This is a genomic window from Pantoea sp. LMR881 (assembly GCF_027157825.1).
GTDB classification, from domain to species: Bacteria; Pseudomonadota; Gammaproteobacteria; order Enterobacterales; family Enterobacteriaceae; genus Pantoea; species Pantoea haifensis.
The window spans coordinates 979,402-996,339 of the sequence record NZ_JAPVOK010000002.1; the positions used below are offsets into that span (position 1 = coordinate 979,402).

Here is a 16,938-nt window from a genome sequence, read left to right on the forward strand (position 1 = left end):
CTTATCGGGGCGTTGATTCGCCCCCTTTTCTGCTGTAATAAATCTGCCTTTCGTCCGGAATTTTGCTTGTTTCCTGTTTAGTCACAAGTAACATAGCAACACCCCGGACAGGGGAACTTTTTACTCACTTCTTCTATATAGAGAGATATTTATGAGCGTAGTGCCTGTAGCGGATGTACTGCACGGTCGCGTTGCGGTTGACAGTGAAGTCACCGTACGTGGTTGGGTACGTACCCGAAGAGATTCAAAAGCCGGTCTTTCCTTTATCGCCGTTTATGACGGTTCCTGCTTTAATCCCGTTCAGGCTGTCGTCAATAATTCTCTGAATAATTATCAGGATGAAGTATTGCGTCTGACCACCGGTTGCTCTGTGATTGTCACCGGCACCGTAGTGGCTTCTCCAGGTCAGGGCCAGGCATTTGAGATTCAGGCGACCCAACTTGAGGTGGTGGGCTGGGTTGAAGATCCAGACAGCTATCCGATGGCGGCCAAACGCCACAGCATTGAATATCTGCGTGAAGTCGCCCACCTGCGCCCGCGTACTAACCTGATTGGTGCCGTGGCGCGCGTACGTCATACGCTGGCGCAGGCGCTGCATCGCTTCTTCCATGAGAATGGTTACTTCTGGGTTTCAACGCCGCTGATTACCGCTTCTGACACGGAAGGCGCCGGAGAAATGTTCCGCGTTTCGACGCTGGATCTGGAAAACCTGCCGCGTGACGATCAAGGTAAAGTCGATTTCGCTGAAGACTTTTTCGGTAAAGAAGCTTTCCTGACGGTTTCAGGCCAGTTAAATGGCGAAACGTACGCCAGTGCGCTGTCAAAAATCTACACCTTTGGCCCTACCTTCCGTGCTGAAAACTCTAACACCAGTCGCCACCTGGCCGAATTCTGGATGCTGGAGCCGGAAATCGCGTTTGCCTCGCTGGATGATGCCGCAGCACTGGCCGAATCGATGCTGAAATATGTCTTTAAAGCGGTACTGGAAGAGCGTGCTGACGATATGGCATTTTTTGCTGAGCGCGTTGATAAAGATGCTGTCGATCGTTTGCAGCGTTTTATCACTACCGATTTCGCTCAGGTAGACTATACCGACGCAGTTGACATTTTACTGAATTGTGACCAAACCTTCGAGAACCCGGTTTCCTGGGGTATTGATCTCTCGTCTGAGCATGAGCGTTATCTGGCTGAGAAACACTTCAAAGCCCCGGTCGTGGTGAAAAACTACCCGAAAGATATTAAAGCCTTCTACATGCGCCTTAACGAAGACGGTAAGACGGTTGCAGCAATGGATGTTTTGGCACCGGGAATTGGTGAAATTATCGGCGGCTCGCAGCGCGAAGAGCGACTTGATGTGCTGGACGCACGGCTTGAAGAGATGGGCCTGAATAAAGAAGATTACTGGTGGTATCGCGATTTACGTCGCTACGGCACCGTGCCGCATTCAGGTTTTGGATTAGGTTTTGAACGTTTAATCGCCTATGTCACTGGCGTACAAAATGTAAGAGATGTTATCCCTTTCCCACGCACACCACGCAATGCGAGTTTTTGATTTTCGTCATTAAATATAAGAAATTCATATATATAAAGAGGTCGACCTGGTCGGCCTTTTTTTATTTTTGTAAATTTTGAGTTCTCTCACAAAGTTCCGCTGTTTTTACATTTTGTAATACATATTTTCTTTTAGAAACCAGATTAAGAGTTTTGTAGCATTTTCGAGGTAGAATTACCGTCTGTGTGATGGAAAGATGCGTGCAGACACAGGAAGACACCAAAGTTTCCTCAAGGTTCCCGTAAAGGTTTCTTGACGGCAGTGGCAGGTGTCCGAATAACTCCAATGAGGGTAATAAATAATGATGAAGCGCAACATTCTTGCAGTGGTTATCCCTGCTCTGTTAGCTGCAGGCGCAGCAAACGCAGCAGAAATCTATAACAAAGATGGCAACAAACTGGATCTGTACGGTAAAGCTGTTGGTCTGCATTATTTTTCTGATGATGATGGCAGCGACGGTGACCAGACGTATGTTCGCTTCGGCTTTAAGGGTGAAACTCAGATTAATGACCAGCTGACCGGTTTTGGTCAGTGGGAATATAACGTTCAGGCTAACAACTCTGAAGGTTCTGACGCACAAACCGGCAACAAAACCCGTCTGGGCTTTGCTGGTCTGAAATTCGGTGATGCTGGCTCAATCGACTACGGCCGTAACTACGGTGTGGTTTACGATGCAATCGGCTGGACCGATATGCTGCCAGAGTTTGGTGGCGATTCAGGCTACTCAGACAACTTCATGAACGGCCGTAGCACCGGTCTGCTGACCTACCGCAACACCAACTTCTTTGGTCTGGTTGACGGTTGGGACTTCGCTGTTCAGTACCAGGGTAAAAACGAGCGTGCAGACATTCGTCGTGCGAACGGCGACGGCTGGGGCCTGTCTACCTCTTACACCTCACCAATCGGTCTGGGTGTTGTAGGTGCTTACAGCAGCAGCGACCGTACCAATGCTCAGGCAGCAGGTGTTGCTGCAGCTGATGGTACTATCGTAGGTCAAGGCAAGCGCGCTGAAAACTGGGCAACCGGTCTGAAATATGATGCTAACAACATCTACCTGGCAGCTTATTACGGTGAAACCCGTAACTCTACGCCATTCTCTCTGGATACCGGCGATACTGCTTTCGCTAACAAAGCACAGAACTTCGAAGTGGTTGCACAGTACCAGTTCGACTTCGGTCTGCGTCCGTCTCTGGCCTACGTTCAGTCTAAAGGCAAAGACATCGAAGGCGTGGGCGATGCTGACCTGATCAAATATGTTGATGTAGGCGCAACCTACTACTTCAACAAAAACATGTCGACCTATGTTGATTACCGCATCAACCAGCTGGATGACGACAACGCACTGGGTCTGAACACTGATGACATCGTAGCTGTAGGTCTGGTTTACCAGTTCTAAGTTTGATGGTCTGATGATTCAAGAAAACGGGACTTCGGTCCCGTTTTTTTATGGCTGCTGGTTTTTCAGGTCTCCTTTCTGCCCCGCTTTTATTCGCGTCTTTTCAATGTTCTGAATCTTACTCGCTAAATCGTGAAATTGTTTCGCAAACGGTTGGCTTTTGCTTTTCCCGGCGCTAACCTGATAGCTCATTTTGCTAAAGTTCACACTACTGGACCTGACACATGTTTGAATCGATCTCTGCTGCACCCGCCGATCCTATTCTTGGACTGGCCGATCTGTTTCGCGCTGATGACCGCTCTAACAAAATTAACCTTGGTATTGGTGTTTATAAAGACGAAACCGGCAAAACGCCTGTTCTGACCAGCGTTAAAAAAGCCGAACAGTATCTGCTGGAGAATGAAACCACCAAAAATTACCTCAGCATTGATGGCCTGGCAGATTTCGCGCGTTGCACGCAGGAATTGTTATTCGGTAAAGAGAATGCGCTGACAGGCGCGGGCCGTGCTCGCACAGCACAAACCCCCCGGCGGCACGGGTGCATTGCGCGTAGCAGCTGATTTTCTGGCGACGCAAACGTCGGTTAAACGTGTGTGGGTGAGCAATCCCAGCTGGCCAAACCATAAAAACGTGTTTAACGCGGCGGGTCTGGAAGTTTGTGAATACCAGTATTACGATGCCGAAAACCACTCGCTGGATTTTGACGGGGTGCTGGCGTCGCTGAAAGAAGCGAAAGCGGGAGACGTGGTGCTGTTCCACGGCTGCTGCCACAACCCAACCGGCATCGATCCTACCGCCGAACAGTGGCAACAACTGGCACAACTTTCACAGGCTAATGGCTGGCTGCCGCTGTTTGACTTCGCTTACCAGGGCTTTGCCCGTGGTCTGAATGAAGATGCTGAAGGCCTGCGCATCTTCGCTGCCTCGCATCAGGAACTGATCGTTGCCAGTTCCTACTCCAAGAATTTCGGTTTGTATAACGAGCGTGTAGGTGCCATCACGCTGGTCGCTGCTAATGCTGCTGTGGCCGAAAGCGCATTCAGCCAGGTGAAATATACTATCCGCGCTAACTACTCGAACCCACCAGCGCACGGTGCGGCAGTCGTGGCGACAATTCTGGATAATGCGTCACTGCGTACTATCTGGGAACAAGAGCTATCAGATATGCGTCAACGTATTCAGCGCATGCGTCATCTGTTTGTGAATACCCTGGCGGAAAAAGGGGCGCAGCGAGACTTCAGCTTTATCATCAGGCAAAACGGTATGTTCTCTTTTAGCGGTCTGACGAAAGATCAGGTTATTCGTCTGCGCGAAGAGTTTGGTGTATATGCAGTCAACTCAGGTCGTGTGAACGTGGCAGGCATGACGCCGGATAATATGTCGGCGCTGTGTGAAGCGATCGTTGCCGTGCTGTGAGTTGAGAAAGAAATGAGATGAAAATGGGCCTGCTGGCCCATTTTTTATTGCAGGAAAGGATTGCTGATACGCTCACGTCCCAGCGTAGAGATCGGCCCGTGACCGGGCACAAACGTAACGTCATCGCCTAACGGCAGTAACTTAGTTTTTATCGACTCAATTAAATGAGCATGATTGCCCTGTGGAAAATCTGTGCGCCCTACGCCACCGCTGAAAATGACGTCACCTGAAATCAACAGACGTCCGACGCGATCAAAAAAGACGATATGGCCCGGCGTATGGCCGGGACAATGCAACACTTCAAGGGTAACTGACCCCACCTGCACGCGCTCGCCCTCTTCCAGCCATCGATCCGGCGTAAAAGCAGAGCACGTTTCCAGACCAAACATACGGCTTTGCGTCGGCAACGCTTCCAGCCAGAACGCATCATGTTTTTGCGGCCCGACAATGGGCACCTGATAAAAGGCCGCCAGCTCAGCGGCAGCACCCACATGATCAAGGTGTCCATGGGTTAACAAAATTTGTGCTGGCTTAAGATTATGTTCCGACAGCGTCTGTTTAATGATCTCTGCATCCCCGCCGGGATCGACCAGAGCCGCTTCACGCGTGGTTTCGCACCAAATGACCGAACAATTTTGTGCAAACGCGGTTACAGGAATAATGTGGTAGTTCATAACGCTCCATGTCCGGCACACGCAGCGTTGCCGGTAGTGTTACCAGTGCCTGACTGGCCCGGTGTCAATGTGTACAAAGTTGCTGCGAGGATAATATCCTACACCACCTGCGCGCATAGATAATGCCGCTTTGCGAACATGGCTGAGTGTAATCCCTTCAATATGGAAATCCATCGCCTGGCCTTTGGTATGATAGCTGTGTTTTGCCACACCAGGCCCGTTTTCACGCAGCATATTATTGGTTGCAGGCGAACGATAACCGGAAATCAACTGCACAGGTTTGCGCGTTTCGAGCAGCGCCTGTAACCGAAAGATTTGATCAAACAGATGCGGGTCAATTTTTTTAACTTTATTAGCACGGAAATCGCGGAAGAAATGATTCAAACGCGACAACTCATCCTTGTCGTAACTTTTACCATTAAAAAACTCAGTTTTAAGGGTTTCGCCCGTATGTAAATTATTTAGCGTTAATACACGCGGTCGGGAAGTTGAAAGTGAGGCCCTGGCTGAGGCAGGCAATAATGCCAGACCAGCGGCTGCGCTTCCGCAAAGCAGTAGTTTGCGACGAAAAGAATCAATATTAGACATGTAACGTATTACCTGAGAGTGAAGCCATAGAAATGTGCAAAAAGCGCACAAGGCCGCACCATAACTTTCCATCAGATAATCGTCAACCCGGAAGAGCTGAGTTTATGCGGCGATCCCGTTCAGGACCGCCTTTTTACACGCTGGCTTGATGTTGATCAGTTTCGAAGAGTGCCCATAAATCAAATACTAGAGCAGCAGTTTTTCGGCACGCATCAACACCTGACTACCTGAACGCGCCGTGTTGTCATAATTGTAAATATCTGTTCGATACTGCGGTTTGCCATCATCAGCTACCCACGCGGTTAAATAATACAGGTTAACCGGAATGCGATGACGAATAGGTACATAGCGCGTATCACCCTCTTTTAAGGTGCTTGAGATGCGGTTGTCGTTCCAACCTACATCCTGAAGCAACAATCCCGCCAGCTCAGAAGCTTTATTGACGCGCACACATCCCGAACTCAGCGCGCGGATATCGCGTTGGAACAGCGTATGGTTCGGCGTGTCATGCAGATAGATAGCATCTGAGCTGGGCATATTGAATTTATAGCGCCCCAGCGAGTTCATCTGACCGGGTGCCTGGCGCAGACGATACGGGAAAGAGGACGCAGAGACCATGCTCCAGTCAATCATACTGGGATCGATAACCTGCGCATCTGCACTCCAGCCTGACAGCAAGGTATAGCCATGCTTATAGAGATAGCCAGGATCTTGTTTCACCTTTGGAATGATATCTTTTCGCACCAGCGTCGTCGGCACATTCCACGGCGGATTGAGCACAACATTGTTTAACGCACTGCGCATCAGCGGCGTTTTACGATCTGGCCGACCTACAATCACCCGTGATGAAAGGATTTTGTTGCCGTTGTTGTAGTAAATCAGCGAGTAATTGGCGATGTTTACCATGATGCCGTTATGCATATCATCCGGCAGCAAACGTAATCGCTGAATATTAAGCGCCAGCAACGCCACACGCATTTGGGGTGACACATTCAGCCATTCACGGGTCCGTGGGCCGATTGCGCCGTCATCAGCTAAACCTTGCCACTGCTGGAATCGCTTAACGGCTGCCACCAGCGTGTTGTCATAAACATTCGCCGTGCTGGCATCAAAGGCTGTATTTTGCACATTACCCGGTGATTGGGGCGATTGCGCCGGCAGGTCGTTCACGTTTGTTGCTGACGGGCTAACCGCAACAGGTTGTTCAGTATGGCTGACGGGCTCAGGTGCGGTGGGAACTGCATCATCGGTCGGTGCCGGAGACAGCGTCTGGGCCGTGAGCATGCCGCTGCGCTGTAATATTTCGCGCAGCGCGGGCACATCGTCACTGACCTGTCCTGGACGCAGCGTTTCGCTATTTTTGAGTTGCGGCCAGGGTTGTTTATCGCTGAGCAAATTTTTAAGTGCCGTATGCATCGGAACATACTGCGGATGCTGAGGGGCCAGCGACGCGATAAAGGTCGCATTAGCGCCAGCATTGACGGCATTTTGCCACTGGTTCACCACTGCCACGGATGGCAGCGCCAGCTTGTAAGGCACATTGCTGTACAGCCAGGTTTCACCCTGCGTTGGCACATTTGATACGAACTGCAAATAGCCGAGCATGGCATCTGACAACACCAGATCGCGGGCAAGACCCTGAATATTTGGATCGGTTAAGCGATCAACCCAACGGGTAAACTGAGGCTGCACCCCGGAAAGTGCCACTTCAGCCAGCTGCTGCTGAAATCTTTGTACCGCCTCGCGATCCTGCCAAATCGGCTGCATATGACGTGCAGCGTAAATGGTTGCCAGTGAAGAGAGATAGAAAGGCTGATTGCCGCGGGAGAACGCTTGCTGAATACGCTGCTGGCTTTCGGTTATCGGCAGAGCTCCTGCTGTCGAACCGGGTAAAGCAGCAATAATTGCGGCTTGTGCTGTGCCCAATGGAATAACCGTTAGCGCCAGTGCTAACAATGAAATAACGCGACGATGTTTGAACCTGTTTGCCAGCAACATCCCTGCCCCCTTGTTTAATCTACTGCGCAGCGTTCCCTGAAACTACTGCGATGGGCTGCTTCTTATACTTATGAGTATACGAATAAAAAACGGCATTTGCCTCTTCGACAAATGCCGTGATTAGATTAACGAATGGCGCAGTATTTGACTACGTTTCAGCCAGCGATTTTTACGCCTCGGGTTCTGTCAGAGACGTGGCCTCACGCTCACGCCGTGCCGGTGTGGGATCAGCCGCAAAGCCGCGCAGACCAACAACATGAACGTGTTCCGTGTTATTAAACACTTTACGTACCAGTTTATAGGTTGTGCCTTTCTCCGGGCTGATGTTTTCTGGTGCCGCGATAACCAGCTGCATTTCCAGACGTTCACACAGCTCAAACAGGGTGGCGATAGAGCGCGCATCGAGACGCGCCGCTTCATCAAGGAACAGCAAGCGGCACGGCGAGATATCTTTGCCGCGTAAACGACGGGACTCTTCTTCCCAGCTCTGTACCACCATCACCAGAATTGACATTCCCGTACCGATCGCTTCACCGGTAGACAACGCGCCGCTTTCAGCACGCAGCCAGCCATCAGAGCCACGGTTAACTTCCACTTCCATCTCAAGATAGTTGCGGTAATCAAGCAGCTCCTCACCAATTGTTTGTGGCGTACGCTGTCCCATATCAATTTGCGGATTCAGGCGCTGATAAAGCTTCGCCAGTGCTTCAGAGAAGGTCAGGCGATTGCTGTTAAACAGATCCTGATGCTGCTCATGCTCTTCTGACAGCGTATCCAGCAACATAGCGTGCGTTTCGCGCACGTTGACGTTGAGGCGCACGCTGCGCACCTGACCAAAGCTGACGGTCTGCAAACCCTGATTGAGTTGGCGGATACGGTTTTGTTCACGCTGAATGGTTTTACGAATAATGTTCGCCACGCTACGCGAGCTGATTGCCAGCGTTTGCTCACGCGCGGTCAGCTCTTCAGTCAGACGGTTCAGTTCAATCTCCATCTGTTCGATGGCTTCAACCGGGTCATCGGTGCGGATGATGTCCTGGCGAATGCGCTCACGCAGATGCTGATAAACGGCAATGAAGAACTGAATTTTACGTTCCGGGCGCTTAGGATCTTCTGATAAGCGCAGCACATCACGCAGGTGCTCGTTATCGGCTACCGCCAGACGCAGCGCCCCCAGGGCTTTATCCGACATGGAGCGCAGATCATCACCGCTGAGATAGGCTAATTCGCGGCGATGCAGGCGGCGTTCGACACCGTTATCTTTCACCAGACGCAGCACCAGACACCAGCCCGCTTTTGCACTGACGACCTGGGCACGTTTCTGATGATAGTCGCGTTCGAGATGACGCAGCTTTTTGCGTAACGTCTCCATTTCCGCTTCACAGAAGGTCAGCTGTTTTTCTAACTGATTACGACGTGCACGGTTATGGCTCAGTGCCGTATAGAGTTCATCGCGACGGATGCGGGCCCGCTCTTCAGCCTGGGCATCGGCATGTACCCCGATATCCTGCATCTCCTGCTGCAACTCTCTCAGCATGTCGCGCTTGGCATCGTATGCACTTTTGAGCGACGCCAGAACCTGCGAATACTGCGTGAGCTGTGCCTGATGTTCACGCAGGCGATCACGGCTGCGGCTACGTTCTGCTTCAGCCTGCTCAAGACGCTGGCGCAGTTTATCGCTGAGATCATTGTTACCGTTCAGCATGCTGGCCGAGTCGTCGTAACCAAAGTGCGCACGACGCTGTACCACTTCCGTCAAGGCAAACGCCTGCTGGCGAGCAATACGCTGCTGCTGCTGCGCCTGTTGATAGTCGGCCTGCAATTGTTCATGTTGCTCCGGATCGCTCTGCAACACTGAAATCAGCGATTCCAGCTTGCCCAGCTTAGCGCCGTGCTGATGCAGAAAGCGTGCAGCTTCTTGCGCTTCTTCTACCTGCTCACGAATCTCTTCGCAGCGATCGGCTAAGGTATCATCCAGCAGCAAATTAACACGCGGCAGCAGTCGGTTGAGCTGCGACACGCCCTCTTTCGCCTGCTCATATTGCTGACGTTGCTGTTGGTTATTGCTTTCATGCTGGTTTAACGCGCGCTCCAGCTCACCACGACGTGCGCCAAGCTGGCGAATTTGTGCTTCCGGATCGTCATCAAACGCCACCGCTAAATGACTGCCGATGAAGCGGCTGAAAGACTGATGCAGGCGCTGGGTTTTCTGCACATCAAACGACAGCGTGGCGTAACGCTCCGCCAGACGATCGCGTTCGCTGTGCAGCAGTTCTAACTGGTTTTCACGCGCAGCGCGGCCAAACAGCGGTAGTTTCGGGAAGCGTGAATAGCGCCACTGACGCTCGGCCACTTTGACCACAACGGCGTTTTGTAACTCATCAACGCTAAACACACTGTCATCAAACGACTGCGGATCGCCCTCGATCAGATAGAGATCTTCCGGACACTCTTCCAGCCCATCAAGCTGTTCGCGGATCAGCGACAGATCCGGCACCACAATAGCGTGACGCGAAGGACCATAAAGTGCGGAGAAATAAGGGGCGTCGTCGAGCGTGACATCATCATAGATTTCAGAAAGCAATACGCCGCCAAAACGTTCTGCCAGTTGCGTTAAGCGGGCATCCTCTGCGCCACCCGGCTGGCTGAGACGTTCAATTTGCTGCTCGACTTCGCGCTTGCGCGCCGCGATTTCATCACGCGCAACCGTGGTTTCGCGCTCGCGCTCAAGCAGTTGCTGCATATATTCCGTTACGTGCTGGCTGCTGGTCAGCGCCTGGCCGGTCTGCTCACTCAGCTGGGTCAGAATTTCCTGCGCCGCCAGCCAGTGTGGCGCACGTGTGGTCAGGGCCGCAGTACGCTCGCGCAGCTGCTCCAGCTCCTGACGCATCATCATGCGCTGTTCGCCTGCGTCAGAGACGCTGGTGCTCAGTTGCTCGATTTGCGCTTCCAGTTCACGCTGTAAGCCTTCCAGCGCATCAGCCTCATAGTGCTGACCCTGGCGCTTACAAAACTCTGCCAGCAGACGCTCTGCGTCATGCTGTTCACCCAGGCGCTGCTCCAGCTCATTCAACCGCAGGCGCAGCGAAGAGAGTTGATCGGCGTGATGTCGCTGATTGCTGGCATCACGCAGCAGCTCGCGTCCGGTCTGCCAGGCATCCTGGCGACTGACTTCGCCAGCAATGCTGGTGACCAGCGCCAGCGCCTGTTCAAACTGACTGTGCGCCGCTTCTGCCACACTCAGCTTTTGCTCAAGACGCAACAGTTGCTCAGTGGCTTCTTCCTCTTTTGCCTGGAAGTTTTCCTGCCATTCGCTGGCGTTGTCGATGGTGAGTTCAGGAAGCTGACAGAGCGAACGGGCGCGCTCCAGTGCCTGCAACGCCTGCTGATATTGAATGGCGCGGGTTTGCTGAACGTCAAGCGCCTGCTGAAAATCGGCCAGCTGGTTTTTCAGTTCATCGACTTCCAGTTCAGCAGCTTCAGCACGCGCTTCGTTCTCTTCCTGCACTTCGCGCGCTTCTGCCACGACTTCGTTCTGCTCTTCCAGACGAAGCGTCAGTTCTTCAATATCGTTATCGTAACGCTCGATTTTCTCCTGCTGGCGCATGGCTGTTTGCACCAGATTCAGATGATCGCTGGCTGCCTGATAATCAACTTCAAGATCGTTCTCAGCACCGCTGTGTTCTGACAATTCGCGCGCCATTTCAATATGACGATATTGCTCAGAAGCAAGCTGGGTGCGGCTGCTGAAAAGCTCATTACGCAACACCAGTGCGCTGTCCAGATGAATGCGCCGCTCATTGGCGTGACGCATATAATCTGCAGAAACATAGCTGGTGGCTTCAGAGATAAGATGCTTAAACAGATCGCGGTCAGACTGCGTCACGCGGATGGCTTCCAGCGTCATGCGGTTTTCACGTAATGCCGCTTCCATATCCTGGAAGGCTTTGCGCACACCGCTGTTTTCTGGCAACAGATAATCACGCAGTGAGCGCGTAATTGCGCTGGAGATCCCGCCATACAGCGACGCTTCAATCAGGCGATAAAACTTGCTGCGATCGCTGGCTGAGCGCAGACGACGCGGCACCACGCCAAGATCGAACATCATGGCGTGATAATCAGTGACGGAATTATACTGGCGGAACTGGACGCCTTCCTGGGCTTCAACCCGTTCTTTTACTTCATTCAGCGGCAGCACACGCGCCTGACGGCTGTCGAGAATTTCCGTCAGCATGTCAGTTGGATTGGTATCGGTGGGCAAGCCATGAATACTGAAAGGCTTGATATCCACTTTTTTGTCGCGGCCTGCGACCTGTTGTAAACGAACACCGACAACCACACGTTGATGACGTGAGTTGACTACGTCCAGCATTGAATAGCAGACGCCAGCACGCAATTTACCGTGCAAGCCTTTGTCACGTGAGCCCGACGTTGCACCCGCTTCCGTGGTGTTACGAAAGTGCAGCAGCGTCAAATCTGGGATCAGGGCGGTAACAAACGCCGCCATGGTGGTCGATTTACCCGCGCCGTTACCGCCGGAGAGGGTCGTTACCAGTTCATCCAGATCAAAGGTTCGGGCAAAAAAACCGTTCCAGTTAATCAGCGTTAGCGAACGAAATTTTCCGCGTTCAATCATACCTGCTCTTCCTCCGCGCTGTCGCTCGTTTCGCTACTGTTTTCATCAACTTCATCCGCTTCTACTGGGGCCGTTGCGTTTGCCAACAGCATTGCTTCGCCATCACGGATCAGACGTAACTGTGCCTCGCGCGCATCATCACCGCTGCGCACATCAGCACCAAAACGGAACACCGATTCCGTAATACGGAATTTGCTGCTGTCGTTGCCAAAAAACCACACCATGCCAAGGCGACGCAGGCGATTCAGTGAAGCGCGCATTTTCTCCTGTAATTTGGCGCGATCGGCATCCGAACCCGTTGACCGCTGGTTTACCAGCTTCAGCAGCTTGCTTTCGTCGGCCAGCGACAGTAGCTCATCGTAAAGCTCCTGCTGCGTGAAGATGCCTTCGTTTGCCAGACGCTCCGGGCTGAGATAGAGATAACAGAGAATTTTTCCTACCATCATATCCATCTCTGACAGCACCGAGCGTGGTATCAGCGTGGTTGAGCGGGGGCGAAGATAGAAGAAACCTTCTGGCGCACGAATCAGCTCAACGTTGTAACGTGCGTAAAACTCTTCGAGATATTCCTGGTAATCCATCAGAAAAGCATGGTTATCCAGCTCTTCAATATTGATATGTCGTCCGGCGCGCAGTTGACTATCCAGCGCCGGGAAAATCGGATTTGCCAGTGCCTGAGCCAGCTTAACTGGCATCACTTGTTCAATATTTGTCGATGACATGTGCCTGCACCTTGGCTCCGTAATCATTGATGGCCTGCCACTCTACGGGCAAACCGGCTAAATCAGCTTCTGCTACGCCGAGACGCACAGCCTGGTCCACGACAATACGCGCGAGATCAAAATGGCGCGCGCGGGGATATTGTGCCAGGTAATCGCGCATCACGGTGGCGAGGTTGAGCGGTTTTTGCTGCAATTTATACGCCTGCAGCGCCTCTTCGATCATCGCTGCCAGCTGTTCACGAATTTCATTGAACTCTTCATACTCCAGTTCAGCCGGCAGCTCGCCCATAACTTCATCATTTCGCAACGTGAGTTCTTCATCGCGCATGTCAAACAGACGCTCGGCATTGGCGTAAGTTAAAGCCCAGGGCGCATCAAAATAATTTTGTACTGACAGACGCAATCGTTGGGCAAAGACGCGGTTTTTATCCATGTCGATGGCCGTACGAATGAATTTATGCACGTGACGGTCGTAGCCAATCCACAGGTCAATTGCCTGCTGGCCCCAACTGGTAATGCGGTCAAGCTTGTTTTGGAGATCGAATACCAGCTTGTCAACGAAGCCTAAATCCGGGCTGTTGAGCGTGGCATCCTGAATGCGTAGCAGATTCTCCTGCAGCTTATCCCCTGCCGCTTCCAGCGTATCCTGCAGTTCACGCAGCGTGCCTGAGGTTTCCGACAGTAACATTTCACAACTGGAAATCGCCGCACGCCAGTCTTTGTTCAACAGTTCAGCGACATCGTTTTTCACCGCCTGCTGTTGCTCATCCATCAGGCGCTGGGTCATATCAATGCTGTCAAAGATCTCTGCAACTGAATATTTCAACGGTGCAAACACGTTGCGATGCCAGTGAAATTCATCACCATTCTCTTCGGCAGCGTCGGCGGCGCGCTTCAGCTCATTTGCAACAATGGATAACTGCATCGACAGACGCAGCGTAGAGAATTCTCGCTGACGGATGTAGTAATCTGTGATGCCAATGGCTAACGGCGTCAGACGGTAAATGGCGTGACCTTCGGTCAGTTCGCTGGTGAAACGGTTTAATAAACGCTGACGCACCATATCATTGATGGCGTTGTTTGCGCGTACCAGCACAGTTTCATGGGTTTGTTCGAAAGCTTTACTGACGTGACGGAAAGCATCAATCAAATCACCTTCACTCATTTCGCCATCCATTCGCTCACCATTAAGGGTGGCGATGGCCAGCAAAAAGGCCAGACGTTCTACTGGCAGCGCAAGGAAAAGTCATTCTTACGCGCCCAGGATACCAGTTCAGGTACCGTCTGGGAAAATTCACTCATAATTCGTCCTTCTGCCCGGGTTTGCGCGCAGTTACATGGATATAGCGCCCTAAGCTCAAAAGGGTTCCTGACGGCAAAAGCGCCGCTCCATCTCAATAATTTCATCGTCACTTTTCGGCTCGCCTTTAGGCGGCTTCATATAATCACTGAATACGCGGATACCGGCGCGCTGCTCAAGCACAAAACCGCAGGCTTCGAGCCACTGGTAAACCTGATCGGGATCGCGCGGGTAATCAGGCGATAACGTGCGCTTTTTACGTTTGGTTAAATTGGTGCGCAGATAGCCAAAGTTGCCGAGCGTTAAGGTGCGTAACGTTAAGCCGTGCAGGTTATAAAACATCAACGACAGCACGCCGCCAGGCCGCAACACATCAAACAACGCCTTCAGCACTTTTTCAGGCTCAGCCACCCATTCAAGCACAGCGTGAAACAATACCAGATCCACTGGCTTATCCAAATGTTCGCCAACCTGCTGGGCGCTAATTTGTTTGAACTGCATGTTGTGGCTCACGCCTGACGCATCGGCATTTTCCCGCGCCCGGCGCAACATCTCTGCAGATAAATCACACAGCAAAACCTGATGACCTCGCGCCGCCAGGCCGCTGGAAATTTGTCCTACGCCACCACCGGCGTCAAGAATGTTTAACGGCTGTGGCGAGAGACTGGGAAGTATGGCGTCAAGCTCATCCCATAAAATCGCCTGTCGCACAAGTCCTTTGGTGGTGCCGTAAATATTTTGCGAAAATTTATCCGCGAGATCGTCAAAGTTGCGATCCTGCATGGCTCTGGCTCCGGTATGCTGCGGTGAGACTTATGCTATTTTGTCACAGGCACAAGAAGAATGAACCTTTCATCCTGTTCTTCTCTTCCAGCTGCTGTTTTTTCAGACAACAGGAGTCTTTTTTGATGTTTTTTACCCTGAAAAAAGTGGTGGGAGGCATGTTACTGCCCTTGCCGTTTCTGCTTTTGCTGATGGCTTTGGGTATTTTGCTGCTTTGGTTCAGTCGTTGGCAAAAAAGTGGCAAAATTTTGATCTCATTCAGTTGGCTGTTCCTGCTGTTACTGAGCCTGCAACCTGTAGCTGACCGGCTGCTGTTACCGCTTGAAAACCGGTTTCCCACCGGAATGGTTCAGAAAGGGTTGATTATATTGTGGTGCTGGGCGGCGGCTACACCTTTAATCCGAATTGGGCACCCAGCTCAAATTTAATCGGCAATAGTTTGCCTCGGGTAGCAGAAGGTGTACGGCAATGGCACCTTAATCCTCACGCCACGTTGATTTTTACCGGTGCCGCAGCAGGAAAGAATCCGAAGAGCAATGCATGGGTTGCCGCATCTGTTGCAGAAAGTTTAGGTGTGCCATCTGAGCAGATTAAAATGCTCGATCAACCGAAAGATACCGAAGAAGAAGCGCAAGCGGTGAAAGCCCTGGTTGGCAATCGTCCTTTTTTGTTGATCAGCTCAGCGAATCATCTGCCCAGAGCGATGTTGTTTTTTCAGGCCGCCGGGCTTGATCCTGTTGCCGCGCCAGCCAATCAACTGGCTATCACCTCGCCGCTTAATGGCTGGGAGCGTGCCATCCCTTCTCCACTTTGGCTGAGCCACAGCGAACGCGCGGTCTATGAGACGCTGGGGCAAATTTGGCAGCGGCTAAAAGCAAAAAATGCGCCTTCAACCGAGCCAGGGAAGTAACTGCTGGCGCGCATGATCAAATCGCGGGCGGTCAAACTGCCCGCTGTGGACCAGTGTATCAACGCAATCCCACAGCTGGTAAACCCAGCGTCGCCACAAAAACCCTTCTGATACCGGCGCACGCTGTAAATAGTGGTGTAAAAGCGCCATTTCGGCTGGTGTATTGCCTAAATGAATCAGCTCATACTCGCGCGGTGCCCATAAAATATTGCCCGGCTGCGTCATCGCTAACAGCTGATCGCTGCGGGCGTTTTTGACCATACTCTGCAAGCGCACATTGCCGTGCACCATAACGCAGGGATCATCAAATTCACGAAAAAAACAGGCCAGCCGCGCACGGCAGCGATACAAAATTTGGCGATCTTCAAGCGTAAAAAAGGCGGCCGCAGATAACTTAAGGTTGACCATAAGACTTCAACACGCTGCTGAAACCAGGCGGGCCAGTGATTTTCCTGTGTGCTGTCTACGGTGCCAACTAAGCCATGGCTGGCGATACGATGCCAGGCCAGTAAACCTTCAACCACCTGTTCGCAAAATTGCTGCCAGCGCGTCGCATCTCGCGTTGGCGCTTCGGCCGAGACGCCATTCAGACGCGCCAACAGCAACATTTCATGCACCGGCTTCTGCTGACTGATCACTAATCCATACACCGCCGGTACGCTAATCAGTCCTTCATGACCTAACAGCGCCAGCTTCTTCGCTTCGAGTGCTGCGCGACCCTGATGACGATAATATTTTGCCATTAGTGGCATGGGCTTACCGGCGTGATCGTATAAGGCGTAGAGTCTGGCGGGCGGTTGTTCGCTGATGGTTTCGAGGCGGCTGATTTGTTCTCCGAGCACCAGCGTTAATTCTGCTTTGAGATGTTCCATGCTTCATCCTCCTCAGATGAACTAACACACTATCCTGGAGGGCCTGACTTTTGCGCGTTTAGAAGTGGATCAAACTTTTTACCTAAGGCCG

The 16,938-nt window shown here is 51.9% G+C and carries 7 protein-coding genes and 5 pseudogenes; 4 read left to right on the top strand and 8 right to left on the bottom strand.

The window, feature by feature from the left end; translation table 11 throughout:
* The first annotated feature begins 151 nt into the window (after nt 1–151).
* The 3 genes and pseudogenes from asnS to O3W44_RS06505 all read left to right on the top strand — a co-directional run bounded on the left by asnS (nt 152) and on the right by O3W44_RS06505 (nt 4,364).
* A complete protein-coding gene (asnS, locus tag O3W44_RS06495; RefSeq protein WP_269292439.1) occupies nt 152–1,552 on the top strand; it encodes an asparagine--tRNA ligase in 1,401 nt (466 codons plus the stop codon).
* A 301-nt stretch (nt 1,553–1,853) separates the two neighbouring features.
* The gene (gene ompF / locus O3W44_RS06500; RefSeq protein ID WP_269292440.1) at nt 1,854–2,948 is read left to right on the top strand and encodes a porin OmpF; all 1,095 of its coding nucleotides are present in this window, start codon (nt 1,854–1,856) and stop codon (nt 2,946–2,948) included.
* Nucleotides 2,949–3,172: 224 nt separating this feature from the next.
* Nucleotides 3,173–4,364 (top strand): annotated as a pseudogene (locus tag O3W44_RS06505) (amino acid aminotransferase).
* 44 nt (nt 4,365–4,408) lie between these two features.
* Here O3W44_RS06505 and O3W44_RS06510 read toward each other — a convergent pair.
* From O3W44_RS06510 to cmoM, 7 genes and pseudogenes are all read right to left on the bottom strand, one after another.
* Nucleotides 4,409–5,038 (bottom strand): MBL fold metallo-hydrolase, encoded by a 630-nt coding sequence (locus O3W44_RS06510; protein WP_269292441.1) that lies wholly within the window; start codon nt 5,036–5,038, stop codon nt 4,409–4,411.
* A gap of 39 nt (nt 5,039–5,077) precedes the next feature.
* Complete coding sequence (locus O3W44_RS06515; protein ID WP_269292442.1) at nt 5,078–5,626, bottom strand: YcbK family protein; 549 nt, start codon at nt 5,624–5,626, stop codon at nt 5,078–5,080.
* A gap of 186 nt (nt 5,627–5,812) precedes the next feature.
* Nucleotides 5,813–7,624, bottom strand: coding sequence for a L,D-transpeptidase (ldtD, locus tag O3W44_RS06520; RefSeq protein WP_269292443.1), 1,812 nt, complete (start codon nt 7,622–7,624; stop codon nt 5,813–5,815).
* Between the two features lie 169 nt (nt 7,625–7,793).
* The gene (gene mukB / locus O3W44_RS06525) at nt 7,794–12,260 is read right to left on the bottom strand and encodes a chromosome partition protein MukB (RefSeq protein ID WP_269292444.1); all 4,467 of its coding nucleotides are present in this window, start codon (nt 12,258–12,260) and stop codon (nt 7,794–7,796) included.
* Nucleotides 12,257–12,982 carry a chromosome partition protein MukE gene (mukE, locus tag O3W44_RS06530; RefSeq protein ID WP_269292445.1) on the bottom strand — a complete coding sequence of 242 codons (726 nt, stop codon included), beginning with the start codon at nt 12,980–12,982 and terminating at the stop codon, nt 12,257–12,259. Before mukE ends, mukB begins: the two co-directional genes overlap by 4 nt.
* A pseudogene (gene mukF, locus O3W44_RS06535) lies at nt 12,963–14,284 on the bottom strand (chromosome partition protein MukF). The gene mukE and the pseudogene mukF overlap by 20 nt, the downstream one beginning before the upstream one ends.
* A pseudogene (gene cmoM / locus O3W44_RS06540) lies at nt 14,281–15,065 on the bottom strand (tRNA uridine 5-oxyacetic acid(34) methyltransferase CmoM). The pseudogenes mukF and cmoM overlap by 4 nt, the downstream one beginning before the upstream one ends.
* 125 nt (nt 15,066–15,190) lie before the next feature.
* On the opposite strand from cmoM, the pseudogene elyC reads away from it, so the two are divergent.
* Nucleotides 15,191–15,975, top strand: a pseudogene (gene elyC, locus O3W44_RS06545) (envelope biogenesis factor ElyC).
* On the opposite strand, the pseudogene O3W44_RS06550 reads toward elyC, so the two are convergent.
* Nucleotides 15,955–16,847 (bottom strand): annotated as a pseudogene (locus O3W44_RS06550) (hypothetical protein). The pseudogenes elyC and O3W44_RS06550 sit on opposite strands and share 21 nt — an antisense overlap.
* Nucleotides 16,848–16,938: the final 91 nt, after the last annotated feature.